Origin of the sequence: Nocardia terrae (assembly GCF_009760405.1) — a bacterium.
In the GTDB taxonomy this organism is placed as follows: Bacteria; Actinomycetota; Actinomycetes; order Mycobacteriales; family Mycobacteriaceae; genus Nocardia; species Nocardia terrae.
In genome coordinates, this window is the sequence record NZ_WRPP01000001.1 from 1,062,038 (window position 1) to 1,089,003 (window position 26,966).

Annotated in this window: 27 protein-coding genes; 20 read left to right on the forward strand and 7 right to left on the reverse strand. The window is 68.8% G+C overall.

The genetic code is table 11. The annotated features are described in order from the left end of the window. The first annotated feature begins 26 nt into the window (after positions 1–26). The gene (gene ffh, locus GPX89_RS04865) at positions 27–1,598 is read left to right on the forward strand and encodes a signal recognition particle protein (RefSeq protein ID WP_328601511.1); all 1,572 of its coding nucleotides are present in this window, start codon (positions 27–29) and stop codon (positions 1,596–1,598) included. A 66-nt stretch (positions 1,599–1,664) separates the two neighbouring features. On the opposite strand, the gene rph is transcribed toward ffh, so the two are convergent. Beyond that, positions 1,665–4,277: a rifamycin-inactivating phosphotransferase gene (rph, locus tag GPX89_RS04870; protein ID WP_157355326.1), complete on the reverse strand. Its 2,613-nt coding sequence runs from the start codon at positions 4,275–4,277 to the stop codon at positions 1,665–1,667. 190 nt (positions 4,278–4,467) lie between these two features. On the opposite strand from rph, the gene GPX89_RS04875 reads away from it, so the two are divergent. Continuing rightward, a complete protein-coding gene (locus GPX89_RS04875) occupies positions 4,468–5,202 on the forward strand; it encodes an MBL fold metallo-hydrolase (protein WP_328601512.1) in 735 nt (244 codons plus the stop codon). A 28-nt stretch (positions 5,203–5,230) separates the two neighbouring features. Here the strand turns inward: GPX89_RS04875 and GPX89_RS43725 are convergent, their stop codons facing one another. Next, positions 5,231–5,392, reverse strand: a complete 162-nt coding sequence (locus GPX89_RS43725; protein WP_198347259.1) for a hypothetical protein — start codon at positions 5,390–5,392, stop codon at positions 5,231–5,233. 73 nt (positions 5,393–5,465) lie between these two features. On the opposite strand from GPX89_RS43725, the gene GPX89_RS04880 reads away from it, so the two are divergent. From GPX89_RS04880 to trmD, 7 genes are all read left to right on the forward strand, one after another. Further along, complete coding sequence (locus tag GPX89_RS04880) at positions 5,466–6,392, forward strand: LysR family transcriptional regulator (RefSeq protein ID WP_157355327.1); 927 nt, start codon at positions 5,466–5,468, stop codon at positions 6,390–6,392. 57 nt (positions 6,393–6,449) lie between these two features. Next, a complete protein-coding gene (locus tag GPX89_RS04885; protein WP_157355328.1) occupies positions 6,450–7,550 on the forward strand; it encodes a metal-dependent hydrolase family protein in 1,101 nt (366 codons plus the stop codon). A 55-nt stretch (positions 7,551–7,605) separates the two neighbouring features. Beyond that, complete coding sequence (locus GPX89_RS04890) at positions 7,606–8,043, forward strand: hypothetical protein (RefSeq protein ID WP_157355329.1); 438 nt, start codon at positions 7,606–7,608, stop codon at positions 8,041–8,043. A 395-nt stretch (positions 8,044–8,438) separates the two neighbouring features. Beyond that, entirely contained in the window at positions 8,439–8,882 is a 444-nt protein-coding gene (gene rpsP / locus GPX89_RS04895) for a 30S ribosomal protein S16 (RefSeq protein ID WP_157355330.1), read from the forward strand. Beyond that, positions 8,882–9,124, forward strand: coding sequence for an RNA-binding protein (locus GPX89_RS04900; RefSeq protein ID WP_029930032.1), 243 nt, complete (start codon positions 8,882–8,884; stop codon positions 9,122–9,124). The genes rpsP and GPX89_RS04900 overlap by 1 nt, the downstream gene beginning before the upstream one ends. Further along, positions 9,125–9,661 carry a ribosome maturation factor RimM gene (gene rimM / locus GPX89_RS04905; protein WP_157355331.1) on the forward strand — a complete coding sequence of 179 codons (537 nt, stop codon included), beginning with the start codon at positions 9,125–9,127 and terminating at the stop codon, positions 9,659–9,661. Between the two features lie 4 nt (positions 9,662–9,665). After that, positions 9,666–10,367, forward strand: coding sequence for a tRNA (guanosine(37)-N1)-methyltransferase TrmD (gene trmD, locus GPX89_RS04910; RefSeq protein WP_157355332.1), 702 nt, complete (start codon positions 9,666–9,668; stop codon positions 10,365–10,367). A gap of 8 nt (positions 10,368–10,375) precedes the next feature. Here the strand turns inward: trmD and GPX89_RS04915 are convergent, their stop codons facing one another. Beyond that, entirely contained in the window at positions 10,376–11,587 is a 1,212-nt protein-coding gene (locus GPX89_RS04915; RefSeq protein WP_157355333.1) for an outer membrane protein assembly factor BamB family protein, read from the reverse strand. 120 nt (positions 11,588–11,707) lie between these two features. Here GPX89_RS04915 and GPX89_RS04920 point away from each other — a divergent pair, with 120 nt between their 5' ends. After that, positions 11,708–14,110 (forward strand): Tex family protein, encoded by a 2,403-nt coding sequence (locus GPX89_RS04920; RefSeq protein ID WP_407939321.1) that lies wholly within the window; start codon positions 11,708–11,710, stop codon positions 14,108–14,110. 314 nt (positions 14,111–14,424) lie between these two features. Here GPX89_RS04920 and GPX89_RS04925 read toward each other — a convergent pair whose 3' ends face one another. From GPX89_RS04925 to GPX89_RS04935, 3 genes are all read right to left on the reverse strand, one after another. Continuing rightward, positions 14,425–15,573 carry a methyltransferase gene (locus GPX89_RS04925; RefSeq protein ID WP_157355334.1) on the reverse strand — a complete coding sequence of 383 codons (1,149 nt, stop codon included), beginning with the start codon at positions 15,571–15,573 and terminating at the stop codon, positions 14,425–14,427. A 248-nt stretch (positions 15,574–15,821) separates the two neighbouring features. Continuing rightward, positions 15,822–16,193 (reverse strand): bleomycin resistance protein, encoded by a 372-nt coding sequence (locus tag GPX89_RS04930; protein ID WP_407939322.1) that lies wholly within the window; start codon positions 16,191–16,193, stop codon positions 15,822–15,824. 137 nt (positions 16,194–16,330) lie between these two features. Continuing rightward, complete coding sequence (locus tag GPX89_RS04935; RefSeq protein ID WP_157355335.1) at positions 16,331–16,540, reverse strand: TOBE domain-containing protein; 210 nt, start codon at positions 16,538–16,540, stop codon at positions 16,331–16,333. 164 nt (positions 16,541–16,704) lie between these two features. Here GPX89_RS04935 and GPX89_RS04940 point away from each other — a divergent pair, with 164 nt between their 5' ends. From GPX89_RS04940 to dprA, 10 genes are all read left to right on the forward strand, one after another. Then, positions 16,705–17,634 (forward strand): hypothetical protein, encoded by a 930-nt coding sequence (locus tag GPX89_RS04940; protein ID WP_407939356.1) that lies wholly within the window; start codon positions 16,705–16,707, stop codon positions 17,632–17,634. 36 nt (positions 17,635–17,670) lie between these two features. Continuing rightward, positions 17,671–19,353, forward strand: coding sequence for an alpha-keto acid decarboxylase family protein (locus GPX89_RS04945; RefSeq protein ID WP_157355337.1), 1,683 nt, complete (start codon positions 17,671–17,673; stop codon positions 19,351–19,353). A 39-nt stretch (positions 19,354–19,392) separates the two neighbouring features. After that, on the forward strand, positions 19,393–19,548 hold the full coding sequence (locus GPX89_RS04950; protein ID WP_157355338.1) for a hypothetical protein: 156 nt from the start codon (positions 19,393–19,395) through the stop codon (positions 19,546–19,548). Positions 19,549–19,722: 174 nt separating this feature from the next. Then, complete coding sequence (gene rplS, locus GPX89_RS04955) at positions 19,723–20,064, forward strand: 50S ribosomal protein L19 (RefSeq protein WP_157355339.1); 342 nt, start codon at positions 19,723–19,725, stop codon at positions 20,062–20,064. A 118-nt stretch (positions 20,065–20,182) separates the two neighbouring features. Continuing rightward, positions 20,183–20,974, forward strand: coding sequence for a signal peptidase I (gene lepB, locus GPX89_RS04960; protein WP_407939323.1), 792 nt, complete (start codon positions 20,183–20,185; stop codon positions 20,972–20,974). A gap of 36 nt (positions 20,975–21,010) precedes the next feature. Beyond that, positions 21,011–21,721, forward strand: a complete 711-nt coding sequence (locus GPX89_RS04965; protein ID WP_157387048.1) for a ribonuclease HII — start codon at positions 21,011–21,013, stop codon at positions 21,719–21,721. 43 nt (positions 21,722–21,764) lie between these two features. After that, positions 21,765–22,070: a DUF2469 domain-containing protein gene (locus tag GPX89_RS04970; protein WP_019929973.1), complete on the forward strand. Its 306-nt coding sequence runs from the start codon at positions 21,765–21,767 to the stop codon at positions 22,068–22,070. Between the two features lie 86 nt (positions 22,071–22,156). Continuing rightward, complete coding sequence (locus tag GPX89_RS04975; RefSeq protein ID WP_157355340.1) at positions 22,157–22,513, forward strand: YraN family protein; 357 nt, start codon at positions 22,157–22,159, stop codon at positions 22,511–22,513. Position 22,514: 1 nt separating this feature from the next. After that, positions 22,515–24,023 carry a YifB family Mg chelatase-like AAA ATPase gene (locus tag GPX89_RS04980; protein WP_157355341.1) on the forward strand — a complete coding sequence of 503 codons (1,509 nt, stop codon included), beginning with the start codon at positions 22,515–22,517 and terminating at the stop codon, positions 24,021–24,023. A 281-nt stretch (positions 24,024–24,304) separates the two neighbouring features. After that, positions 24,305–25,531, forward strand: a complete 1,227-nt coding sequence (gene dprA / locus GPX89_RS04985) for a DNA-processing protein DprA (protein ID WP_157387049.1) — start codon at positions 24,305–24,307, stop codon at positions 25,529–25,531. Between the two features lie 29 nt (positions 25,532–25,560). Here the strand turns inward: dprA and GPX89_RS04990 are convergent, their stop codons facing one another. Next, positions 25,561–26,958 (reverse strand): aspartate ammonia-lyase, encoded by a 1,398-nt coding sequence (locus GPX89_RS04990; RefSeq protein ID WP_235946661.1) that lies wholly within the window; start codon positions 26,956–26,958, stop codon positions 25,561–25,563. Positions 26,959–26,966 lie beyond the last annotated feature (8 nt).

Sequence of the window (26,966 nt, forward strand, 5' to 3'; positions counted from 1 at the left end):
ACAGTCCCTCGAGATCAGGAGCATCGGTGTTCGAATCCCTTTCCGACCGGTTGGCCGGTGCCCTCAAGGATCTGCGTGGCAAGGGACGCCTGTCGCCGGCGGACATCGACGCGACCGCGCGCGAGATCCGGCTGGCCCTGCTCGAGGCCGACGTGGCGCTGCCCGTCGTGCGCGGCTTCATCGCCAAGATCAAGGAGCGCGCCAAGGGCGCCGAGGTCTCCGCGGCCCTGAACCCGGCCCAGCAGGTCGTCAAGATCGTCAACGAGGAACTGATCAATATCCTCGGCGGCGAGACGAGAAGGCTTGCGCTGGCCAAGAACCCGCCGACGGTCATCATGCTGGCCGGTCTGCAGGGTGCCGGTAAGACCACCCTCGCGGGCAAGCTCGCCAAATGGCTGAAGGGGCAGGGGCATACGCCGCTGCTGGTGGCCTGTGACCTGCAGCGTCCCGGCGCGGTCACCCAGCTGCAGGTGGTCGGCGAGCGGGCCGGGGTGCCGGTCTTCGCGCCGCACCCGGGCACCTCCATCGGCGGCGGCGAGAACCCGCTGGGCGTCTCGGCGTCGGATCCGGTCGATGTGGCGCGCGCCGGTATCGACGAGGCGAAGCAGAAGCAGTACGACGTGGTCATCGTCGACACCGCCGGTCGCCTCGGCATCGACGAGGAGCTCATGCGGCAGGCCGCGGGCATTCGCGACGCCGTCAACCCCGACGAGACCCTGTTCGTCCTCGACGCCATGATCGGCCAGGACGCGGTCTCCACCGCTGAGGCCTTCCGCGACGGCGTCGGCTTCACCGGTGTCGTGCTCACCAAGCTCGACGGCGACGCCCGCGGTGGTGCGGCGCTGTCGGTGCGCGAGATCACCGGCCAGCCCATCCTTTTCGCCTCCACCGGCGAGAAGCTGGAGGACTTCGACGTCTTCCACCCCGACCGCATGGCCTCGCGCATCCTCGGCATGGGCGACCTGCTCACCCTGATCGAGCAGGCCGAACAGGTCTACGACGCCAAGCAGGCGGAGGAGGCCGCCCGCAAGATCGGCTCCGGCGAGCTGACCCTGGAGGACTTCCTCGAGCAGATGCTGGCCATCCGCAAGATGGGCCCGATCGGCAACCTGCTCGGCATGCTGCCGGGCGCGGGCCAGATGAAGGACGTGCTGGCCCAGGTCGACGACCGCCAGCTCGACCGCGTGCAGGCCATCATCCGCGGCATGACCCCGGCCGAGCGCGCGAACCCGAAGATCATCAACGCTTCTCGCCGCCTGCGCATCGCCAACGGCTCCGGCGTTTCCGTGTCCGACGTGAACCAGCTGGTCGACCGCTTCTTCGAGGCCAAGAAGATGATGGGCGCCATGTCCCGTCAGTTCGGCATGCCCGGCGCGCGCGCGAACAAGGGCAAGGGCAAAGGCAAGAAGGGCAAGAAGGGCGGGCGCGGCCCGACCCCGCCCAAGGCTGCACGCGGTGGCTTCCCGGGCATGCCCGGCCTGCCGGGCGGCATGCCCGCCGGTATGCCCGACATCTCCAATCTGCCCGCCGGGCTGAACGAACTCCCGCCGGGCCTGGAGGGTTTCGACCTCAGCAAGCTGAAGTTCCCCAAGAACTGACCCGAATCGCCCTGAGGCGGACGCGATCTCGCGTCCGCCTCAGGCGTTTCCGCGGCCCGGGTGCGTCTACTCGACCGGCTCCGAGAGGATTTCGACGTAGCCGTCCGTGCCGTTCACGCGGATGCGCTGGCCGTCCTGGATCAGGTCGGTGGCGTGCTCCACGCCGACGACGGCGGGCAGGCCGTACTCACGGGCGATCACCGCGCCGTGGGTCATCAGGCCGCCGACCTCGGTCACCAATCCCTTGATCGCGACGAACAGCGGGGTCCAGCTCGGATCGGTGTAGGCGGTGACCAGGATGTCGTCGGGTTCGAGATCGGCCTGGGCGATGTCGGCGACGACACGGGCGCGGCCCTCGACGGTCCCGGCGGACACCGCCATGCCGGGCAGCGCGCCCGCGGGCAGATCCTCGCGCCGGTACGCGCCGGTGAGGGCGCGGCCGTCGGAGGTGAGCACCCGGGGCGCGGTGAGCGATCGGTACACGCGGAAGGCCGCCTTGCGTTCGTCGATGAGCTCCGCGCTCGCGCGCTGGGTGCCGACCACCTCCTGTAGCTCGTCGAAGCGCAGGTAGAAGATGTCCTCCGGATCGCGCAGGATCCCGGCCCGCACCAGGCGTCCGGCCTCGGCCAGCAGCGCCCGCTTGTAGACGAAGTAGCGGCTGACCATGCCGTACTTGGGCCACTCGCGATAGCCGGAGAAGGTGCGGACCCGGTCGATCATCTGCTCGGTCTCGGCGGCCTTGCGCTGCCCGTCGGGCAGTGCGCGCAGGCGCTCGAGCAGCCTTTCCCTGGTTCGTTCGGCGTCGCGCAGGCCGTTCTCGAAGCGCTGTCCGCCCGCGCCGGGCTCGAAGTTCTTGATATTGCCCAGGATTGTCGGCACGAGGGTGGCGGGGCTTTCGCTCCACCGCGGCCGGGTGATGTCGATCTCGCCGGCGCAGCGCATCCCGTACTTGCCGAGGAAGTCCTCGAGGGCGGCCCGAGCCTCACGGCCGCCCCGATAGGCGTCCAGCTCGCCCAGGAAGTCGTTTCCGGCGGGACCGGCGTGTTCGATCCGCCGCAGATAGGCCACGACCTCCGGATGGGGCCGGATCGCGTCGGCGACGTCCAGCAGTGCCAGGCCCATCTCCGAGGTCACGTTTCCGGGCACCGATTGGGTCAGGGCATCGGCGGAGTTCTTCTCGCCCAGCCATTCCCGCAGCTGATCGTTGAGCCAGGTCGAGGCGTTCATCGCCGTCGTGATCACGGCCAGGCCGCGCGGGGTGAACAGCACCCGTTGCAGCTCTTGGATATCGGCTCGGATGAAGTCGAGCAGGGCGGGCCCGGAATGGGTTCCGATATCCCGTTTCAAGGCGGCGAGGGAGGCTTCGCCGTCCGCGATCAGTTCGGCGACGAGAGCGGGATCGGCGTCCAGCGGCGGGGCGGCGGCACTGCGCAGGACGGCCGGAGCGGAATCCTCCTGTGGCACTTCGGGAACGAAGCCGCTCTCGATCACGCTGCGCAGGGCGTCGCCGATGAGGGGATCGGAGGAGCCGAGTCCGGCGATCAGCGCGGGCCGGGTGGTCGGTGACGACAGTGCTGCGGTCACATCCACGAACAGCCGGCCGCCCGCGTCGCGCATGGGTGCGCGGCTGGTGAGCTGCCACAGCGAAATGCCCAGGGGTTTCATGGCATCGGTCATCATCTGCTGATGGCCGACCGACACGTAGACGCGGTTGCCGTCGTCCGCGGCCACCGGGATCGGAAACAGGGTGGTGATCGGCCGGCTCTGAACGATGCGGAAATCCGCTCCGTCCAAACACCATTCGATGTCCTGCGGGCTGCCGAAATGCGCCTCGATGCGGCGGCCGAGGGCCGCGAGCCGCAGCACCTCGGTATCGGAGAGGACCGGCTCCTCGCGACGCTCGGGATCGATCTCGCGCACTCGCGTGCCACCGCCGGGCGCCGGTTCGATGGACAGTTTCTTGGCGGCGATCGTCCGCTCGGTGATCTCGCCGTCGCGCACCTGGTAGACGTCGGCGTTCACCAGGCCGGACACCAGCGCCTCGCCCAGCCCGAAACCGGCGTCGATGGAGACGACCGTCCGGTCGGAGGTGACGGGGTCGGCGGTGACCAGAATGCCCGAGGCGCGCGGGAACACCATCCGCTGCACCACCACGGCCATGCGAACCGTCTCGTGCCCGAACCCGTTTCGCTGCCGATAGGTGACCGCCCGCTCGGTGAACAGTGAGGCCCAGCAGCGGCTGACGTGCTCGAGGATCGCCGTCGGTCCCACGATGTTCAGATAGCTGTCCTGCTGTCCGGCGAAGGACGCGCCCGGCAGATCCTCGGCGGTGGCACTGGAGCGGACCGCGTACGCACCCTCGAGGCCGAGCCGCGCGTGCGCGTCGAGGATCGCGGCCGCCACGTCGCCGGGGATCGGCAGCGCTTCGATCTCCCGCCGGATGGCCGCGCTCGACACCCGGATCCGTTCCTGATCATCCGGTTCCAGGCGGGACAGCTCGTCGAGCCGGCCATCGAGCGCCCCCGCCACCGTCTGCGCGAAGGCGTCCGTCGTGACGCAGAACCCGTCCGGCACCGCGACCCCCTCGACCCGGGACAGCTCACCGAGGTTCGCGCCCTTGCCGCCGGCGATCGCGACCTGCGTCCTGTCGATCTCCCCGAAGCCCAGCACATAGGCCATTCCGCAACTCCTCACCTGGTGGTTTGGCATTTCGCGAGCCGATTATGGACCACGATCGGACGCCTCATGAGGACCCGGATTCGTGTATAGAGTGGAAGGGGGAGAGGGACGAACCGGTTCGACGGCTCGTGGTCGAAGCTCGAATTGCCGGTACGGTGCTGCGTGAGCATCCGGCCGGGAGGGACAGCGAGTGAAGATCGATCAGGTTTCCGAATCCGTGTACGTCGTGGCGGGCACGAACGTCAACTGGGCGTTGGTCAGTGACGATCGAGGCGTGACCCTGGTCGACGCCGGATATCCCGGCGACACCGGCGACGTGTTGAAGTCGGTGCGCGAGATCGGGCACGACCTCGCCGATGTCGCCGCGGTCCTGGTGACGCACGCGCATCTCGACCACATCGGCGCGATTCCCACGCTGGTCGAGCAGCTCGGGGTGCCGGTGTACACGGGAGCGGAAGAGGTCCGGCACGCCAAACGTGAGTACCTGCAACAGATCACGCCGGTGCAGATGGTGCAGCGCCTGGGAACGCGGCGCGGAATCGTCTGGGTGGCACAGACATTGCGGGTGTGTGCCGGGCATATCGGGATGAGCGTGCCGACCGCGCAGGCACTCGACGCCGAGGTGCTCGCTGGGCTGCCCGGCGGCCTGATCGAGGTCCCGACGCCCGGGCATACGAACGGCCACACCGCCTACTTCATGCCCGGTGAGGGCGTGCTGTTCTCCGGCGACGCCCTGGTCACCGGGCACCCACTGCTGCTGGAGACCGGGCTGCAACTGCTCCCGGGCTTCTTCAATCACGATGAGCCGGGAACGCTGGCCAGCGCCCGCGGGCTCGGCAGCGTCGACGCCGACATTCTCGTCCCGGGCCACGGGTTGCCGATCCGCGGGGACTTGGCGAGGCAGCTGGTCGAATTCGCTGGATGACGGCTCCGCGCGCGCAGTCGCTCATGGGTCAAATCGTGGAGGTCGCGGGGGTCAGGTGCATGCGTAGGAGGCCGCACGCGCAGCGCGTGTAGGTGACCAGGCCCTCCGAGGTGCGATGGCGCGAAAGGACTTGGAAGGGTTGGTCGATGGGCCAGCCGCAGCGTGCGCAGTGGTGATCGGATCCGGTCATGGGACCAGTCTTCGCGGCGGCGGTAGTCTCGGTCCATCGAAAGTTTTCGCAGCGAATCGTATGGGAAAACCACATGATCGATCCTCGATTGCAGGCCCTGCGGGTATTGCGTGACCACGGCACCGTGACCGCGGCCGCGGCGGCGCTGCATCTCACGCCGTCCACGGTGTCGCAGCAATTGCGCGGGCTGGCAAGGGAACTGGATGTCGAGTTGCTCGAGCAGGTGGGGCGGCGGGTGCAGCTGACCCCCGCCGGGCAGGCGCTGCTGCGGCACGCGGATCTGCTTGCGGCACAGGTGGAGAGCGCGCGGGCGGAACTGGCGGAGCATCGGGCGGGGATCGCCGGGATACTGCGGATCAGCGCCATGCCGACCGCGCTCGCGGCCCTGGTGGCACCGGCGGCCGCCCGGCTGCGGGACGCGAATCCGGGTTTGGCCGTGGAATTGATCGAGGACGAGAGCGCGCACTGCTTCGAGACGCTGCTGACCGGCGACAGCGACATCGCGATCGTGCTGCCCGCGCCCGGCGGCCCCGCGCCCGACGATCCACGTTTCGAGCAGCGGCCCCTGCTCGCGGAGCCGCTGGATCTGCTCGTGCCCGCGGGACATTCGCTCGCCGAGCGGGGCGGTGTCGCCCTGGCCGAGGCGGCGGCCGAGCCGTGGATCACCGGGCGGGCGCGCATCACCCATCACCTGGTGGTGTCGGCGGCTTGCGCCGCCGCCGGGTTCGCGCCTCGAATCGCCGGGCAGGCAGTCGATTTCCCGGGTGTGGCGGCCATGGTGGCGCACGGATTCGGCGTCAGCCTGGTGCCCCGGCTCGCGGTCCTGCCGCCCGACGCGGCCGTGATACGCGTTCCGCTGCGGGACGATCCGGCTCCGGTCCGCCGTCACCTGTCCGCGGTGCGGCGGGGCGGCGCCGAGCATCCGGTGATCGAGGCCGGGCTGGCCGTCATTCGCGAGGTGTGCCGGGAGCGGACCGGCATCACGGTCCTGGGCGACTGATGCGATAGTGGATCCGGGTTTGTGTCGAGACAGATCGTCCCCGGCGAGGAGGTCGGCATGCGGTGGCATTTCCGCGGTGTGGTCCTACCCGACGGTGAGGTGCGCGACCTCTGGGTGCGCGACGGCCGGATCTCCGCCGAGCCGATCCCCGACGCCGACACCGTGCACGCCTCCGGGTGGATCCTGCCCGGGCTCGTCGACGCCCACTGCCATGTCGGCATCAAATACGGTGGCGGACACGAGGATTCCGCGGGCGCGGTCGCCCAGGCCGAGGAGGAACGCGACGCCGGCGCGCTGCTGTTGCGCGACGCGGGCTCGCCCATCGACACCCGCTTCCTCGACGACCGCGCCGATCTGCCCCGCGTCATCCGCGCGGGCCGCCACATCGCCCGCTCCAAGCGCTACATTCGCGAACTGGGCATCGAGCTCGACGACGAACGCGAGCTGCCCGAGATCGTGGCCGAGCAGGCCCGCCGCGGCGACGGCTGGGTCAAGATCGTCGGCGACTGGATCGACCGCTCGATCGGCGATCTGGCCCCGCTCTGGTCCGACCCGATCCTGAAGGCGGCCATCGACGCCGCCCACCGTGAGGGCGCGCGCGTCACCGCCCACGTCTTCGGCGAGGACGCGCTGCCCGGCCTGCTCGGCGCGGGCATCGACTGCATCGAACACGGCACCGGACTCACCGACGACACCATCGCCACCATGGCCGCCAACGGCACCGCCCTGGTCCCGACCCTCGTCAATATCGACACCTTCCCCGAAATCGCCGACGGCGCGGGCAGATTCCCTGCCTACGCCGCCCACATGCGCGATCTGCACCGCCGCTCCCGCGACACCGTCGCCAAGGCCCACGAGGCCGGTATCCCCATCTACACCGGCACCGACGCGGGCGGCTCCATCCGCCACGGCCGCATCGCCGACGAGATCCTCGCCCTCACCGGCGCGGGTTTCACCCCGCACGATGCCCTCGCCGCATCCTCCTGGCACGCCCGCACCTGGCTCGGCCACCCCGGCCTCGAACCCGGCGCCCCCGCCGATTTCGTTGTCTACCAAGAAGATCCCCGACAGAACCTGGCAACACTGTCCACCCCGGCCTGGGTCGTCCTGCGCGGCCGCCTCTACGACCGCCGCTCCCCGGTCACCGCGAATCGGTAACCGAATCCGTCACACGGCCAAGGTGCTCGGCGCCGAGTTGCGTGCCCGGATTCCGGTGACCGATCACGCATGCGAGAGCATGCCGCGCCCGCGCATGGCCTTCGCGCGGCAGTCGCTGGGCGGTCGCGCGGTCGTGGTGTGCGCCGACGCGGCAGACCCGTCCGATCTGGCCAGCGGCCGGTACGGCGATCGCAGCGACCGCGCGCAGACCAGGGTGCGCTGCGCCGACCCCGATGCCGTCGAGCGCGTACTGACCGTGGACACCGTGTACCGGAAACCCGCCGAGCACGAGTGCGTGAATCAGATCGGTCCCGACACGGCGGTCCTGCGTGGCAATGACACGACGGATCTGACCGTGGTGATCTGCCCGGGCCCGATCGACCGGCACGATCTCCGCTACGCCGACCTCTACGACTGCGTGGACGACAAGGCCACGGCCGCCGAGACCCGCATCGTCGACAGGTCTGGTGATTCCGGCCCGCCAATGAAGTGAATCGGTCATGCTTCAGACGTTTGTTGTTCACCGTTTTGAGGAGATGACCGTGGGGTCCATCGAAAGCTTGGCTATCAGCGTGCTGGCGGGTTTGATCGTGCACGCGATCACGTCCGGAAGCTCCGGCCCCGGTCCGGTCCAGCAGTAGCCGGTTGCCGTCCACAGCCCATCGGGGTCGTCCCCGATGGGCTGTGCTGTTTCCCGGGTCGATTCGGGGCGATTTCTTCGGGGGAGCGGGGGTCTGGCAGAATGGTCGATCGTCCTCGTCGAGGACAGTGTCAGCCCGTCCCCGGTTACGTACCGCGCGGCGGTCACAGCACTTGACGCAAAACCGGGTCCACCTCGTGTGGACTGCTGAATTGCGACGTGACCAACCATTTGAAAGGCATCAGCTCATGGCTGTTCGTATCAAGCTGACCCGTATGGGCAAGATCCGCAACCCGCAGTACCGCATCGTCGTCGCCGACGCGCGTACTCGTCGTGACGGCCGCGCCATCGAGTCCATCGGCAAGTACCACCCGAAGGAAGAGCCGTCGCTCATCGAGATCGACTCCGAGCGCGCCCAGTACTGGCTGGGTGTCGGCGCGCAGCCGACCGAGCCGGTGCAGCGCCTGCTGGAGATCACCGGTGACTGGCAGAAGTTCAAGGGCCTGCCGGGCGCCGAGGGCACTCTGAAGGTCAAGGCCCCGAAGCCGTCCAAGCTGGACCTCTTCAACGCCGCGCTGGCCGCCGCCGACAACGAGCCCGTTGCCGAGGCCGTCACCCCGAAGAAGAAGGCCGCCAAGAAGGACGAGGCCGCCGAGGCTGAGGCCGAGGCCACCACCGAGGCCGCCGAGTAATGAGCGCCGTTGTCGCCGATGCCGTCGAGCACCTGGTGCGCGGCATCGTCGCCAATCCCGACGACGTCCACGTCGAGCTGATCACCAGCCGTCGTGGCCGGACCGTCGAGGTGCACGTGCACCCGGATGATCTGGGCAAGGTGATCGGTCGCGGCGGTCGTACCGCGACCGCCCTGCGCACCCTGGTCGCCGGGATCGGCGGTAAGGGCATTCGCGTCGACGTGGTCGACACGGATCAGTAGATGGAACTGGTCGTCGGGCGGGTCGCCAAATCGCACGGTGTGCGTGGCGAACTCGTCGTAGAAGTCCGCACCGACGAGCCGGAACTGCGGTTCGCGCCCGGCAGCGTCCTGAAGGGGAAGCTGCCGCGCGCGAAGCAGACGCAGCAATTCGAAGTGGAGTCGGTCCGGGAGCACTCGGGCCGGCTTCTGCTGCGTCTGGACGGCATCGCCGACCGCACGGCCGCGGATGCGTTGCGGGGCTTGCTGTTCGTGGTGGACACCGCGGACCTGCCGCCCTCGGAGGACCCGGACGAGTACTACGATCACGAGCTCGAAGGGCTGCGTGTCGAACTCGGTGACGGCACCGTCGTCGGCACCGTCAACGAGGTGCTGCATTCCGCTGCGGGAGAACTGCTTTCGATCAAGGCCGGGGACGCGTTCCCGCCGGCGGGCCGGGAGATCCTGGTGCCGTTCGTGCTGGCCATGGTGCCGACCGTGTCGGTGGCCGACGGCTTGATCGTCATCGACCCGCCCGAGGGCCTGCTGGACCCGGAGTAGCGGCATGCGTATCGACGTGGTCACGATCTTCCCCGAATACCTCGAGCCGATGCGAGCGGCCTTGCTGGGCAAGGCCATCGACAAGGGACTGCTCGAGGTCGAGGTGCACGACCTGCGCCGCTGGACCCACGACGTGCACAAGTCGGTGGACGACACCCCGTACGGCGGCGGACCGGGCATGGTCATGAAGCCGACCGTGTGGGGCGACGCCCTCGACGAGGTGTGCCCGGACGACGCGCTGCTGGTGGTGCCGACCCCGGCGGGTGTGCCGTTCACCCAGGCGACCGCCGAAAGATGGTCTGCCGAAAAGCATGTCGTGTTCGCCTGCGGGCGTTACGAGGGCATCGATCAGCGCGTCTTCGACGACGCCGCGCGCCGCGTGCGGGTCGAAGAGGTCAGCATCGGCGACTACGTCCTCATCGGTGGTGAGGCCGCCGTGCTGGTCATGACCGAGGCGTTCGTCCGGCTGATCCCCGGCGTGCTGGGCAATCAGCAGTCCCACGAACAGGATTCGTTCTCCAACGGTCTGCTGGAAGGCCCGTCCTACACCCGCCCGGTATCCTGGCGCGGACTCGACGTCCCCGAGATCCTGTTGTCCGGCAACCACGCCAAGATCGACGCGTGGCGGTACGAACAATCACTGCGCCGCACGGCCGAACGCCGACCCGATCTGCTCCCCGAAGCCGAGGTCTCCCAGCGGGATTGAGCCGAGGCTCAGTGCTTCACCGGAATGACCGCGTAGCCGTTGTCCGGTCCCGTGACGAGCAGGCCCCAGGAAGCCGGGTCGATTCCGGTGTCGACGGCACCCAAATTCATGGTGAGAGTGGGCTTTTCGCCCGCGGCCGTCGGACCGGGACCGGCGACGACGGTGCGCTTGCCGTCCTTCGTGTCATAGGCGATGAGCCACGCCTTGTAGCTCGAGTCCGCGCGCTCGCCCACGAGCGTAAAGACCGCGTTGCCGCTGCTCGCCATGAGCGGCTGGCTCTCTTCCTTCGGGTCGAGCGTGACGGTCCACCGGGTCGTGCCGTCGGGTTCCTGCAGCCGCATGTTCTTGTTGTCGGCCATGACATAACTGTCCAGGGTCAGCGCCGACCCGTCGGCCAGTTGGATGCGAAGTTCCTTGTCGGAGGATGGTTTCCGGCTGCTGAGTGATTTCCCGGTCCCCATGTCGATGGTCTCGAGCTTGCCGTCGATCTCTACGGTGCCGATGCGACCCGGCCCGCGCAGGAAGCTGCCCTTCTCCGGAACTTCGCGATGCCAGGCGGTCGCGCCGGTGGTGCGATCGAGTCCGCCGACGACGAAGCGTCCATTCGGCGCGGCACACCGGAACGTGTCGACGTCCGGGGGTACGGCCAGGCTCGGGACATCCAAATCGAACAGGGCTGGAAGGTCTTTCGACAATGGCGTGGCGCAACCCACGGTGCCGGGATCGACGCTCCACCGCTTCGCGCCGGTGCGGGGGTCGTTGTGCACGAACTGTCCCGTGGAATCGTCCGATTCGAACCACTCCTCGGCGGGCGTGCTCCACAGCTGCTGACCGGTGCCCGTGTCATAGGCGGTCAGTCCCGGCGCGTCTTTTGCCCCCACCACCAGCACGTGGCCGGAGTCCACAACCTGGATCTTGTTCTTGTCAGGCGTCGTGGGTGACGAGATATGCCAAAGCTTCTGTCCGGTATGGATATCCACCCCGGTGATGTCCTGACCTGCGACCGTGTACACGCCATTGGTCATGACCCCGAAACTGTCGTTCGCGTCGAGGGTGAGGGCCTTCACCGCGCCCAGGTCCAGATCGGGAACGACGGGTTTGGCGGAATCCGTGGACGAGTCGTGGGAACCGCACGCCGCGGAACCGGCCAGTACGGCCACCGTGACTGCGGCTCGGAGCGTGCGCTGCGGAAGACGTTCGCGGAGAGTCGAGGTCGGCACCAGGCGATCTTGCCATCGGCAGGTGAGGAGGTTGACCCGGCGCGCCGTGATCCGGACAGAGACCGAATCGTGTGTGGGTGTTGCACGGGACGTCGGGGTGCGCCGGTAGTGTCTGCGGGCGTGACGACAGCCTCCGAAACCGTCAGCGCAGCATCCACCAGTGCCGAGAGCACCGTTCGCCTCGCCAGTGTCGGCAGGCGTATCGCCGATGAGCTGGGGGTGCGCGAGGATCAGGTGCGTGCCGCCGTCGAACTGATCGACGGTGGATCGACCGTGCCGTTCATCGCCCGCTACCGCAAGGAAGTCACCGGCGGGCTCGACGACGCCCAGCTACGCACCCTCGACGAGCGCCTGCACTACCTGCGCGAACTCGACGAGCGCCGGGGCTCGATCATCGAATCCATCCGTGGCCAGGGCAAATTGGACGAAGCGCTGCACGCGCAGATCATGCTCGCCGACACCAAGGCCCGCCTCGAGGACATCTACCTGCCCTTCAAGCCCAAGCGGCGCACCAAGGCGCAGATCGCGCGCGAGGCCGGGCACGAGCCGGTGGCCGACGCGCTGCTGAACGACCCCACCACCGATCCCGCCCAGTACGACGCCGAACAGCTCGACGGCGCGCGGGCGATTCTGGTGGAGCGTTTCGCCGAGGACGCCGACCTGCTCGGTGAACTGCGCGAGCTCATGTGGGAGCGCGGGCAGATCAGCTCCACCGTGCGCCCCGGCAAGGAGGAGGCGGGCGCGAAGTTTGCCGACTACTTCGAATTCTCCGAGCCCTTCTCGAAGCTGCCCTCGCACCGCATCCTGGCGCTGCTGCGCGGCGAGAAGGAAGAGGTGCTCAACCTGCACCTCGAATCCGACACCGAGGAGCTCGAGGACGGGCAGCGCTCGATCTACGAGGGCCGCATCGCCATCAAGTTCGGCATCGCCGAGCAGGGCCGCGCCGCCGACTCGTGGCTGCTGGACACCGTGCGCTGGGCATGGCGGACCAAGCTGCAGGTGAGCCTGGGCATCGACACCCGAATGCGGTTGCGCCAGTCCGCCGAACGCGACGCCGTGGACGTTTTCGCCGCCAACCTGCGCGACCTGCTGCTGGCCGCGCCCGCCGGTACCCGCGCCACCATGGGCCTGGACCCGGGCTACCGCACCGGCGTGAAGGTGGCCGTCGTCGACGCCACCGGCAAGGTGCTGGCCACCGAGGTCATCTACCCGCACAAGCCGCAGGGCCAGACCGAGAAGTCCCTGGCCGTGCTGGGCGCGCTGGTCGCCCGTTTCAATGTCGAGCTCATCGCCATCGGCAACGGCACCGCCTCCCGCGAGACCGACGCCCTTGCCGCCGAACTGATCTCGCGCATCCCCGAAAACAAGCCCACCAAGATCGTGGTCTCCGAGGCGGGCGCGTCGGTGTACTCGGCCTCGGCCTACGCCTCGGCCGAACTGCCCGACATGGACGTGTCACTGCGCGGCGCGGTCTCCATCGCCCGCCGCCTGCAGGACCCGCTCGCCGAGCTGGTGAAGATCGACCCGAAGTCGATCGGCGTCGGCCAGTACCAGCACGACGTGTCCGAGACCCTGCTGGCCCGCTCGCTGGGCGCGGTCGTCGAGGACGCGGTGAACGCCGTCGGCGTCGACGTCAACATCGCCTCGGTCCCGCTGCTGTCGCGGGTCTCGGGCATCTCCAACTCGATCGCGGAAAGCATTGTGGCCCACCGCGACGCCAACGGCCCGTTCCGCAGCCGCGCCGGCCTCAAGGACGTTCCGCGCCTGGGCCCCAAGGCCTTCGAACAGTGCGCGGGCTTCCTGCGCATCCGCGAGGGCGACGACCCGCTCGACACCTCCGGCGTCCACCCCGAGGCCTACCCGGTGGTCCGCCGCATCCTCGATGCCAGTGGCAAGGACATCAAGGAGATCATCGGCAACACCTCCGCCCTGCGCGCCCTGCGCCCCGCGGACTTCACTGATGAGCAATTCGGTGTCCCCACCGTCACCGACATCATCGCCGAACTCGAGAAGCCCGGCCGCGACCCGCGCCCCGAGTTCAAGACCGCCGAATTCGCCGCGGGCATCGAGAAGGTCGCGGACCTGAAGCCCGGCATGGTCCTCGAGGGCGTCGTCACCAATGTGGCCGCCTTCGGCGCCTTCGTCGACGTCGGCGTCCACCAGGACGGCCTGGTCCACGTCTCGGCCCTGTCCCACAACTTCGTCAAGGACCCGCGCGAGGTCGTGAAGTCCGGCGACGTGGTCAAGGTGAAGGTCCTCGAGGTCGACGTCCAGCGCCAGCGCATCGGCCTGTCCCTGCGCCTCGACGACGAACCCGGCAAGCCCAAGCAGGACCGCGGCGACCGCGGACCCCGCAACAACCAGGGCGGCGGCCAGCGCGGCGGCGGCAACCGCGACAACCGCCAGGGCGGCCAGCGTCAGGGCGGCCAGGGCGGCGGCAACCGCGGCAACGACCGCCGCAACCAGCCCGCCCCCAGCGGCTCCATGGCGGACGCCCTCCGTCGCGCGGGTTTCGGCAAGTAAGAACGCACCGACGAGCGGCCCCCGGGACATCCCGGGGGCCGCGTCGTCTCGGTGGCGGAAGCGCCGACGCGAGCTCTCGGCTGGCTGGGCATCCGAGGATGAGCCGGAGGCGCGGGTGCGGCCGCGCTCCCGAGGATCGGGGGAGACCCTGGCCCGGGACCTGTGGTGGCCGCGCGAAATCCCAGGAGGCCGTACGGTTTCGAATATGTCGGCGGCGGAAGGGCCGCGTCGCACCGGTTCTCATCGGATTCGGCGGCGACAAGCCCGCCGAGCGCGCGGACTACGGCTCCGCACGCCGCATCGAATACGCCGGATCAGTCCGGAGCGAGCCGCCAGAGCGAGGTGATCTCGCCGACGCGTGCGGCATGGAGCGGATCGTTCGGGTCGTGCGCGCGCGGGTGCCGGGGCCGGGTGTCGAGACGGTCCAGGACCCGCAGCCCCGCCGAGCCGAACAGGGCCGGAACCTGGCCGGGTGCGCGGAGTCCCAGGCGTTCGGCGAGGTCGGACAGGACGAGCCAGCCTTCGCCATCGGCGGTGAGGTGCTTGGCCATTCGGTCCAGCACCGCACGCAGGACCCGGCTACCCGGGTCGTAGACCGCATGGTCCAGCGGTGACCTCGGTTTCGCGGGCAGCCAGGGCGGATTGCACACCACGAGGGGCGCACGCCCCGGCGGATAGAGGTCGGTGCGCCTCAACTCGACGCGGTCGCCGTAGCCGAGCCGATCCAGATTTTCTCGGGCACAGGCCAGCGCTCGCGGGTCGTCGTCGGTCGCGACGATCGACTCCATCCCGCGCTGTGCCAGTACAGCGGCCAGCACCCCGGAACCGGTTCCGATATCGAACGCCAGCCGGGTCGAGGGCAGCGGCGCGCGGGCGACCAGATCGACATACTCATCGCGCACCGGGGCGAACACACCGTAGTGCGGATGGATGCGCGCCCCCAGCGCCCGCACCGCCACACCCTTTCGCCGCCATTCGTATGCGCTTGTCACGCCGCGCAATTCGCGCAACGACACCACGGCGGGACCGGACGCCTCGCCGTAGGCGTGCCGACAAGCGCGCCGCACATCGGGGGCTCGTCGCAGCGGGACCGAGAGATCAGCGTCCAAGGGCACGAGGACTCCGCCCAGAATCCGTGCCCGCCGCGTCTGTCGTCGGCGATACGCATGGAAGTCGGTGGCCGATCCGCGAACCGACCGTTCGATTCTCCGATCGAGTGCGTTCAGCAGTTGATTCGCGCCGTGGAAATCGCCCCGCCACAGCAGGGCGGTGCCGGCGGCCGCCGACCGCAGCGCGGCATCAGCGTTCAACCGGTCGTCCACGACGAGAACGTCGGTCGGTGGCGGTGTGCCATTGGCGGATAGCCATGAGGCACTGTGCGTTTCGTGATTCTCGACCCACCGCACGGCGGGTTCGACGGAACAGGCGGCCGGATTCGACCGCACCGGAAGGGATTCGAGCATGACGTTCGCTCCTTTATGGGCCCGTCAACGCGCACGCCGGTGACGCGGATGCCGTGAGGTGAGGGGCATCCGCGAGCGTGGCCGGGCACGACGAGACTGTGGTTCGGAAACGGTCGCGCGAAAGCGACCGGAACTACGGCAGTCTCGGTGTCAGTGTGGAACGGCTGCGTGAAGCGGGGTCGTCACCAACCCAACGTATCGCTTACCCACCGTCGCGGGCAAAGCGCGGCGATCAGGGTCCGGGGTGCTCAGATCGGGAGGCTGGAGCCGACGCGGTGGAGGGTGCCGTCGGGGTCGACGTAGGCGAATTCGCGCAGGCCGTATTCGGTGTCGACCGGTGGGACGAGCCGGCCCGGCAGGTCCGCGCCCAGCCACTCGGCGTACAGCGCGTCGGCATCGGAGACGTAGAGATAGACGGCCGAGGCGGTGCGTTTCGGGTCGTGGTCGGGCCACTCCGTCAGGTGCAGGGCGACGCCGCCGCGATCGGCGAAGCCGTAGCGGGCCTGGCCTTCGTAGGCGTAGGCGGTGAACCCGAGACGGCGGTAGCGGTCCAGGGCGGCGTCGAGGTCCAGGACCGGGATCACCGGGGCGACGCGTTCGAATTCGATCTCGTCCGACACGGTGTTCCCTTCCTCGGCGGCGGTTCGCGGCCGAGACTACCGCCCTCCACCGACACCCGTTCGCGTCACGACCGGGTGAAAAACGAAGCGGCCGAGCTGAACCCCGACGGGTCGCCGCGGCCGCTTCGGATGAGGGGCTATTCGACGCCGAGGGAGACCTCGGTCGACTTGATCAGGACCTTCACCCGCTTGCCGTCGGCCAAGCCGAGGTCTTCGGCGGCGTCGCGGGTGATGGAGGAGGTGATCTCTTCACCGCCGTTGAGGCGGACGCGTACTACCGCCATCGCCTCGCCGTGGGTGACCTTGGTGACGGTTCCATCGAGTTGGTTGCGTGTACTGAGCTTCATGAGGCTGAGCCTAGTCACTTCGGGAAGGGCCGATCGCGTTGGCTGTGAGGTTGCTACATCACCGTGCCTGCGATTGTGATCTACCCGTGCCCGTCCCGGGCGCGGGTAGCGTGGCTGTGGTTGGTGTTCGCGCGAGGGTTCCGGGAGACGACGCGGTGATGCATGTGCATCGGTGGTGGGAAGATGTCGTGGTGGCGCACGGCCGATTGCCGCTGGCATGCCTGCTGCTCGGATTCATCGTGGGGTTTCTGCTGATTCGAATCAGCGTGCGGCTCATACGCAAACAGGTCCGCTGGTGGCCGGGCAACGTGCGGGCCGGCGACGTCCACATCCACCACATGGTGTTCGGCGTCATCCTCGTGCTCGGCTCCGGGATGGGACTGGTGGCGCTGTATCAGAGCCCGGTCGGCGTGATCAGCGCGGTGTCCGCGGTCTTCGGGGTGGGTGCTGCGCTGGTGCTCGACGAGTTCGCGCTCATCTACTACCTGCGCGACGTCTATTGGGAGGAGCAGGGCCGCACCTCGGTGGACGCGGTGTTCGTGGCCATCGCGGTGACGGGGCTGCTGCTGCTCGGATTCCATCCGCTGTGGCTGCTCGACGTCGGCAATGTGCGCGACTTCCGGTCGGATCCGAATGTGCCGGAACGGTTGTTCACCGTCGCCTTCGCGCTGGCGAACCTGCTGCTGGCGGCCGTCGTGATCGCCAAGGGCAAGATTTGGACCGGACTGTTCGGCATGTTCTTCCCGCCGCTGCTGGTCATCGGGGCGCTGCGGTTGAGCCGCCCGGGCGCACCGTGGGCGCGCTGGCGCTACGCCTCGGGCTCGGGCCTGATGCGCCGGGCCATGCGGCGCGAGCGTCGCTACCGCCGTCCGGTGATCCGGGCGAAGATCTTCGTGCAGGACCTGCTGGCGGGCAAGCCCGACGCCGCCCACGTGCTGCGCGCCGCCGAGGAGGAGCTGGCCCGGACCGTGGTCCCGGCCCCGCCCGCGCCGCCCTCGGCCCACCTGCACCTCATGCCCCGGCACAGGGTGGCCGATCGTTCCCCGGAAGCCGAGTCCGCGGAGCGACCCACGGAACCTATCGATAGCCAATAGGTTGCTGACTGTCCGTCGGCGTGCCAGTGTTGACCCATGGGCTACGTTGTCGGCGACTACCTGCTCGATCGGCTCCAACAGCTCGGCGTCACCGAGATCTTCGGCGTCCCGGGCGATTTCAACCTCCAGTTCCTCGACCACGTCATCGCGCACCCCGACATCCGCTGGATCGGAAGCGCCAACGAGCTCAACGCGGGCTACGCCGCCGACGGCTACGCCCGCCTGCGCGGCATCGGCGCGGTCGTCACCACCTACGGCGTGGGCGAGCTGAGCGCGGTCAACGCCATCGCCGGCAGCTACGCCGAGCACGTGCCGGTGGTGCACATCGTGGGCGTCCCGGCCAAGGACATCCAGGCCCATCACCGCGTCATCCACCACACCCTCGGCGACGGCGACTTCCACCATTTCCGCCGCATCGCCGCCGAAGTCACCTGCGCCCAGGCCGATCTCGGCGCGGCCGACGCGTGCCAGGAGATCGACCGGGTGCTGAACTCGGTGCGCGTGCACCGGCGGCCCGGGTATCTGATGCTCGCCACCGATACCGCGCGGATCGAGGTCTCGCCGCCCGCCACACCGCTGGCCCCGCCCGCCGACTTCTCCAGCGCGGGCGCGCGGGCGGCCTTCGCCCGAGCCGCCCGTGCGTTCCTCGGCGGCCGTCGGGTGACCGTGCTGGCCGACATCTTCGTCGACCGGGTCGGCGCGACCGGCCGCTTGCGCACCCTGGTCGGCCCCACCTCGGCGCAACCGCACGGACTGCCGCACGCCACCCTGGCGTGGGGCAAGACCGTCGTCGACGAATCCGCGCCGAATTTCCTCGGCGTCTACACCGGCGCGGCCTCCCCGCCGCACGTCCGCACTGCCGTCGAGGACGCCGAACGCCTGGTGACGATCGGTGTCCAGTACACCGACAGCATCACCGCGGGCTTCAGCCAGAGCATCGATCCGCGCCGGACCATCGACATCGGTCCCGAGCGCAGTGTCATCGGGGGAGTCGACGCCTTCGCACCGCTGTCGCTGAGCGCCGCGCTGGACATCCTCACCGAGCTCACCCCCGAATTCGCCTCTCCCGCCACGTTTCCCGCCCACGCCGACACCGAGTTCGCCGAACCCCTCGCCGCCGATGCCCCGCTCACCCAGGCCGCCCTGTGGCCGCTGGTCGCCGAGGCCCTGGGCAACAACAACATCGTCGTGGCCGATCAGGGCTCGGCCTTCTTCGGCCTGGCCACCCTCCGCATGCCCACCGGCATCACCTTCCTGGGCCAGCCGCTGTGGGGTTCCATCGGATACGCGCTCCCGGCCGCGCTCGGTGCGGGCATCGCCTGCCCCGATCGCCGCGCGGTGCTGGTCATCGGCGACGGCGCCGCCCAACTCTCGATCCAGGAACTCGGCACCTGGATCCGCGAACAGATGAACGGCGTGATCATCCTGGTCGACAACAACGGCTACGCCATCGAACGCGCCATCCACGGGCCCGACGCGCCCTACAACGACATCGCGCCCTGGCGCTGGGCCGAACTGCCCCACGCCTTCGGCGGCGACGCCGAATCGGTGCTGACCCTGCGCGCGACCACCGTCGGCGAACTGCGCGAATGTCTGAAAGCCGCAGCGGCGGAGCAGGATCGACTGATATTCCTGCAAGTCGTCACCGGCACGACCGACTACCCGCCGCTGGTCTCGGATATCGCCTCCGCGCTGACCCGCGCGAACACGGGATCCTGACCGGAGCGATTGCGCCACGCCCGGGCCGAGATTCGCATCATGGACACCGCGAGCGGCGTCCTGGATCCCGCCGACACCGCGGATGCCCGGGTGCGGGATTTCCGGGCCGACTGCGTCGCCGAACTGCGCGCCGCCATCGGGATCGTCGACGAGAAGGTGTTCGTCGAGCTCAGCCCCCTCGACGGCGACGGATGACGCCGCCTACCCCGATTCGCGGCCGGATCCGGCCGTCTGGCACAATGCTCAGGTTGCCTTGGGCGTAGTCATGCCCGGGCACCGCCCAAATTATCCGGAGCACGAACCGGTTGAGCACCCTGCCCGGGTGGCCGCCAGGTTCCTCTGTTCGCGCGAACTCCAATAAGGACGGAAATGAACACCCTCGACTTCGTCGACGCCAGCTCGCTGCGTAGCGACATCCCGGACTTCCGCCCGGGTGACACGGTCAACGTGCACGTGAAGGTTATCGAAGGCAACAAGGAACGCGTCCAGGTCTTCAAGGGCGTCGTCATCCGCCGCCAGAACGGCGGCATCCGTGAGACCTTCACCGTGCGCAAGGTCTCGTTCGGTGTCGGCGTGGAGCGCACCTTCCCGGTGCACAGCCCCAACCTCGACAAGATCGAGGTCGTGACCCGCGGTGACGTGCGTCGCGCCAAGCTGTACTACCTGCGCGATCTGCGCGGCAAGGCCGCCAAGATCAAGGAAAAGCGCTGAGGTAGCGACCGCCCGACCAGTTCGGGGACGGTTCCTCACAGTATCCAACGGTCGGCTCGCCGACGCCGAGTAGCCCGGCACCGCATGGTTCTTCGCGGTGCCGGGCTACTCTGTTCCGGTGGCAGACGAGAGCGAGTCGGTGACGATGTCTGGATCAGGCGATGAGAGCGGGGCCGAGGCCCCCGAGGCCCCCCAGCCGAAGCCGAAGAAGAAGCAGCGCCCGTTCTGGCAGGAGCTTCCCATCCTGGTCGGTTTCGCGGCGCTCATCGTGGCGCTGCTGGTGACCTTCATCGGCCGGCCCTACGTGATCCCGTCGCAGTCCATGGAACCCACGCTGCACGGCTGCTCGGGCTGCACCGGCGACCGCATCTACGTGGAGAAGCTGAGCTACTACTTCGGCGACCCCAAGCCGGGTGACGTGGTGGTCTTCGTCGGCCCGACCTCCGACTGGAACCGCCACTACAAGTCGATCCGCTCCTCGAACACCGTGGTCCGCGGTGTCCAGAACTTCCTGTCCTTCTTCGGCCTGGTGCCGCCGGACGAGAACGATCTCGTGAAGCGCGTCATCGCCACCGGCGGACAGACCGTCCAGTGCTGTGACGCGGAGGGCCGAATCCTGGTGGACGGCAAGCCACTCGACGAGCCGTACGTCAAGTTCAACAACCCGTTCGACCCCCAGCACCCCGACGTGCAGTTCAACGCGGGCGGTCGCGCCTTCGGCCCGGTCAAGGTCCCGGACGGCAACCTGTGGGTGATGGGCGACAACCGCGCCGAATCCGCCGACTCCCGCTACCACATGAAGGACGAGAAGCAGGGCACCGTCCCGGTCTCGGATGTGCGCGGCAAGGCCGTGTTCAAGATCTGGCCGCCGGGCCGGATCGGTCCGGTCCGGGCGCAGGACCCCCAGTAACACCGAGGATCGCGGGATAATCGACCGGTGGGGAAGATGGCTGGCGGCAAGAAGATTCAGCGGATCGAGCGCGGTGACTGGCCGCCGCGCGTGGTCATGCGGCAGGCCGGTGGGCTACGCACGCTGGAGGCCGCGCTGATCCGCAGCGGGCTGGGGCCCGTCGCGGGCGTGGACGAGGCCGGGCGTGGTTGCGCGGCCGGGCCGCTCGTTGTTGCCTCATGCTTGCTGCCGCCCAAGGCCTACACCTCGCTGGCCGATCTCGACGACTCCAAGAAGCTCACCGAGAACACACGCGAGAAGCTGTTCCCGATCATCAAACGGCTGGCGCTGGCGTGGAAGGTGGTGGTGATCCCGGCCTGGGAGATCGACGCCATCGGCATCCACGTGGCCAATATCGAGGGCATGCGCCGTGCCGTGGCCGGGCTCGATCCGGTGCCCGGCTATGTGCTCACCGATGGCTTCCGGGTACCCGGCATTCCGGTGCCGTCACTGCCCGTGATCGGCGGCGATGCGTCGGCGGCCTGCATCGCGGCGGCCAGTGTGCTGGCCAAGGTGACCCGCGACCGCATGATGGTCGAGATGGACCGCCAGTACCCCGGGTACGGGTTCGCCGCCCACAAGGGCTACAACACCCCGGAGCACAATGAGGCGCTGACCCGCCTCGGCATCACCCCCGAGCACCGCCGGTCCTGGCGAAACGTCCGGGAGACCGGCCGAGTGGCTACCGACAAGGCGTATGCGGGATGATGTCTCTACACCCAGTTGGGCGACAAGGAGGACGTTCCACCCGATGAGCGCCGAGGACCTCGAGAAGTACGAAACCGAGATGGAGCTATCCCTGTACCGCGAGTACAAGGACATCGTCGGGCAATTCTCGTACGTGGTGGAGACCGAGCGTCGCTTCTACCTCGCCAATTCCGTCGAACTGCGTCCGCAGAACGCCGATGGCGAGGTGTATTTCGAAGTCCGGATGTCGGATGCATGGGTATGGGACATGTACCGGCCCGCGCGCTTCGTGAAGCACGTTCGCGTCATCACCTTCAAAGACGTGAATATCGAAGAGCTGGAGAAGACGGACCTGCGGCTTCCGGAGTAATCCACAGCCCCCGGGTTGTCCACAGCCCGACCGTTTCCCCAGTTCGGCATGGCCGGTCCCGGCGCGGGCCCGGTCATGCTGGCTGAATGGCACAGCATCTGGCGCTCGGAGCGCAGGGGGAGGACCTGGCCGCGGACCATCTCCGCGAGGCCGGTCTGGAGATCATCGACCGCAACTGGCGTTGCCGATCCGGCGAACTCGACCTCATCGCCCGCGATGGCGAGGTCACCGTCTTCGTCGAGGTCAAAACCCGTTCCGGCCTGACCTTCGGCCCACCCGAGGAAGCGGTCACCCGCCTCAAGCAGCAGCGCATCCGCGCGGTGGCCCAGCACTGGCTGCGTGAGCAGCCGGGTCCCTGGCGTCGAGTCCGCTTCGACGTCGTCGCGATTCTCGTCCGTCTCGGCCGACCCCCGGAGATCCGCCACTTGAAGGCGGTGTTCTGAGATGCCGCTGGGCCGGGCCTACTCCGTCGCGGTGAGCGGGGTGGAAGGCCAACTCGTCGAGATCGAGGCCGACATCGGCCAGGGCCTGCCTTCCGTCCACCTCGTCGGCCGTCCCGACACCACGTTGCAAGAATCCCGCGACCGTGTGCGGGCCGCGGTCACCAACACCGGCGAGAAATGGCCCGACGGCAGGGTCGTCCTGGCCCTGTCCCCGGCCACCCTGCCCAAAGTCGGGAGCGTTTACGATCTCGCCCTCGCGGGCGCGGTGCTCGACGCGGCCGGGGCCATTCCCTCGAATCGGCTGTCCGAATCGGTGCTCCTCGGTGAACTGGCCCTCGACGGCCGGGTCCGGCGGGTGCGCGGCATCCTGCCGGCGGTCCTGGCCGCCCGCACCGCGGGCCGCCGCACGGTCATCGTGCCCAGTGCCGCCCTGCCGGAAGCGGGCCTGGTGGACGGCATCCGGGTCCTCGGCGCATCGACCCTGCTCGAACTGCTCGATTGGTTGCGCGGCGGCGGCGAACTCACCCTGCCCGAACCGATCGAACCCGTCGCGAAGCCCTCGATCGGCGACCTGCGCGAGGTGGTGGGCCAGGACGAGGCCCGCTGGGCTCTGGAGGTCGCCGCGGCGGGCGGCCACCACCTGCTGCTGACCGGTCCGCCCGGCATCGGCAAAACCATGCTGGCCCAACGCCTCCCGAGCCTGCTGCCACCCCTGCGGGAACGAGATTCCCTGGAGGTGACCGCGATTCACTCGGTGGCGGGCACGCTGTCCGACGATTCACCCTTGGTCACCGCGCCGCCCTTCGTGGCCCCGCATCATTCCTCCTCGGTCGCCGCCATGATCGGCGGCGGCTCGGGATCGGCTCGTCCCGGCGCGGTGAGCTGTGCTCATCGGGGAGTCCTGTTCCTCGACGAATGCGCCGAGATCTCCGCCAAAGTCCTGGAGGCACTGCGAACACCGTTGGAAGAGGGCGAAGTTCGCATCGCACGGCGCGACGGCGTCTCGCGCTACCCGGCCCGATTCCAACTCGTCCTCGCCGCCAACCCCTGCCCCTGCGCCCCCGCCCGCGACATCGACTGCATCTGCGCGCCTTTGGCCCGCCGCCGCTACCTCGGCAAACTCTCCGGCCCCCTGATGGACCGCATAGACCTCATGGTCCAAATGCACGCCCAGGCGGCGGGGGCCTTCGCCGGTGACGAAGTCGAGAGCAGCGAGACCGTCCGTACCCGAGTGACGGCCGCCCGGGAATCCGCGGCGAAGCGCTGGGCGGAGCTCGGCATGTCGACCAACGCCGAGGTCCCCGGACATGTGCTCCGCCAACGTTTCCGGCTGCCGCGGGAAGCCCTCGCACCAGTGGAACACGCCCTACACCACGGCCGCATGTCGGCCCGCGGCGCCGACCGCGCCATCAGGGTCGCCTGGACCATCAGCGATCTGCGCGGCGGCGAACTCCCGACCGCACAGGATGTCCTGCAAGCCTTGAGCTTTCGGCAGCGGAGTGGTGCGTGAGCGATCTGGTTCGCGCACGCGTGGCGGTCTCGTGAGGGGCCGGGGCGACGAGTGCCTCCCTCGCATGGGTTGAGAGCCGTATACGGCCTTTGTCAGCTGGCAGGTTTGTGGCCGGGATCCGCCGTCGCATCGCCAGGTTCGGTCGCGTGGACATACCGCATGTTCAGGACATTGTGTGGGCATTGAGGTTTCGAAAGGGGCGGAATATGAGCGAGGAGTCGCAGGGCGCCGACAGTGGGCGCGGCTCCGGGATCGGGCGTGGCTCCGGCTGGACCGGGGCGATGTATCGGGGGCGTGTCGGCGCTGCTGCCCGACGTTCGGTGCCGGGTGGGGATGTCGATCAGCGGCGGCTGGCTTGGGTGTATCTGTCGCGGGTGGTGGAGGGGCCGTGTGCGGCGTTGTCGGCGCTGATCGAGTCGGTGGGGGTGGTGGAGGCGGCGCGGGCGGTTCGGGAGTGTGCGCTGCCGGAGGTGTTGCGGGGGCCTACCGAGTTGCGGCGGGAAGTTGATATGGCGGAAAGGGATTTGGTGCAGATGGAGCGTCTGGGCGGGCGGGTGGTGACGCCGGACGATGAGGAGTGGCCGGCGTGGCGGCTGTTGGGGTTGGGGCAGTTGGATCCGGGGCAGGATGCGGATGCGGCTGTGCCGCTGGTGTTGTGGGTGCGGGGGAGGCCGTCGTTGTCGGAGTGCACCGATCGGGCGGTCGCGGTGGTCGGGGCTCGGTGCAGTACGGGGTATGGGAATCATGCGACGGGGGAGATCGCGGGGGAGTTGGCCGCGCGCGGGTGGACTGTGGTGTCCGGGGCCGCATTTGGGATCGATGGAATGGCGCATCGGGCGGCGCTGGCGGTTGGCGGGATGACGATCGCTGTGCTCGCCTGTGGGCCGGATCGGCCGTATCCCGTTCAGCATGATCACCTGCTGGCCGAGATCGCGGACACCGGGCTGGTGGTCACCGAGTACCCGCCGGGGACTTCCGCGCGCAAGCATTACTTCCTGGCGCGCAATCGCCTGATCGCCGCGCTCGCGGATGGTGTCGTCGTCGTGGAGGCCGGAGTTCGCAGTGGGGCACGCAATACGGTGAAATGGTGCCGCCGTCTCGGTCGCCCGGCGATGGCCGTGCCGGGGCCGATCACCTCCGCCGCATCGGTCGGCTGCCATCGGATGATCCGCGAGGGCGAGGCGTTCATCGTCACCCGGGCCGAGGACATTCTGGATGAGGCCGGGCCGCTGCGTCTTTCGCTGCCGGGTGCGGTGCCGCCCAGCCCGGAGGACAACCTGTCCAGGGACGAGGCGCTGGTCTTGGCCGCGCTTCCGCGCACCGGCTCGCGGCTGCCACGCGCCGTGGCAGCGGACACCGGCCTGCCCTTGCCCGCGGTCCGCGCCACCTTGTCCGCGTTGGAGATCGCGGGCCTGGTCGCGTGTGACGGCGATGGCTGGTATCGCCTGAATTCACACGCGACCTCGGCCACCGCCGCCATCGCCGCCGCACACGAGCGTCACCGGTGAGCGGGCGATCCGCGAGGGCGGAGCGGCCCTCAGTCGGGCAGGCCCGCGAGCCGGTGCGGGGCGAGCAGTTCGGCCACCGCTTCCGGTGCGAGCAAACCGAGTTCGGTGGCGACCTCGGCGACCGGTTGCCCGGTGTGCAAGGCGTGCTTGGCGATTCGCGCGCTGGCGGCGTAGCCGATGTGCGGTGTCAGCGCGGTGACGATGCCGATGGAGCGGTGCACACCCGACTCGAGGTGGTCCCGATGGGCGGTGATGCCGTTGACGCACTTGGTGGCCAGGGTGTCCGCGGCCGCGGTGAGGTGCGCGGTGGTGCGCAGCAGGCTGTAGGCGATGATCGGCTCGAAGGCGTTGAGCTGGAACTGCCCGCCCTCGGCGGCCATGGTCACCGTCATATCCGCGCCGATGGCCTCGAAGGCGATCTGGTTGACGGTTTCGGGAATGACCGGATTCACCTTGCCCGGCATGATCGACGAACCCGCCTGTACCGGCGGCAGGCTGATCTCGCGCAGCCCGGTGATCGGGCCGGAGGACATGAGCCGCAGATCATTACAGGTCTTGGACAGCTTCACCGCCACCCGCTTGAGGATGCCGGAGACCTGGACGAACGCGCCGCAGTCCTGGGTGGCCTCGATGAGGTTCTCGGCCGGAACCACCTGTTCGCCGGTGAGTTCGCTGAGTCGCGCGCAGGCCAGCGCCGGGTACAGCGGATGGCCGTTGATGCCGGTGCCGATGGCGGTGCCGCCCAGATTGACCTCGCGCAGCAGCGCGGTGCCCTCCTCGAGTCGCGCGCAGTCCTCACGCAGCATGATCGCGAAGGTGGCGAACTCCTGTCCGAGCGTCATGGGCACGGCATCCTGGAGCTGGGTGCGGCCCATCTTGAGCACATCGGCGAATTCGGCCGACTTGCGCTCGAATTCGCCCGCGAGCCGCTCCAACGCCGCGACGAGCTGCCGAATGTGCCCGATGACAGCGAGTTTCACGGCGGTCGGGTAGACGTCATTGGTGGACTGACCGAGGTTCACATGATCGAGCGGATCGAGTTCGGCATAGCCGCCGCGTTCGTGGCCCAGCAGTTCCAGCGCGCGATTGGCGATGACCTCGTTGGCGTTCATATTGGTCGAGGTGCCCGCACCGCCCTGGATCGGATCGATCGGGAACTGATCGTGCAGCGCGCCACCGCGGATCTCGGCGCAGGCCGCCTCGATGGCCTCGGCGCGGCCCTCGTCGAGCAGGCCGAGCTCGCGATTGGCCTGGCAGGCGGCCTGTTTGACCGAGGCCAGGGCGGTGATCAGCGCCGGGTACTGCCCGATGCGCTCCCCGGAAATGGTGAAGTTGCCCAGTGCGCGGGCGGTGTGAACGCCCCAGTACGCGTCCCGGGGTACATCGAGCGCGCCCAGCGAATCGTGTTCGGTCCTGGTCTCGGTCATTGTCGTCT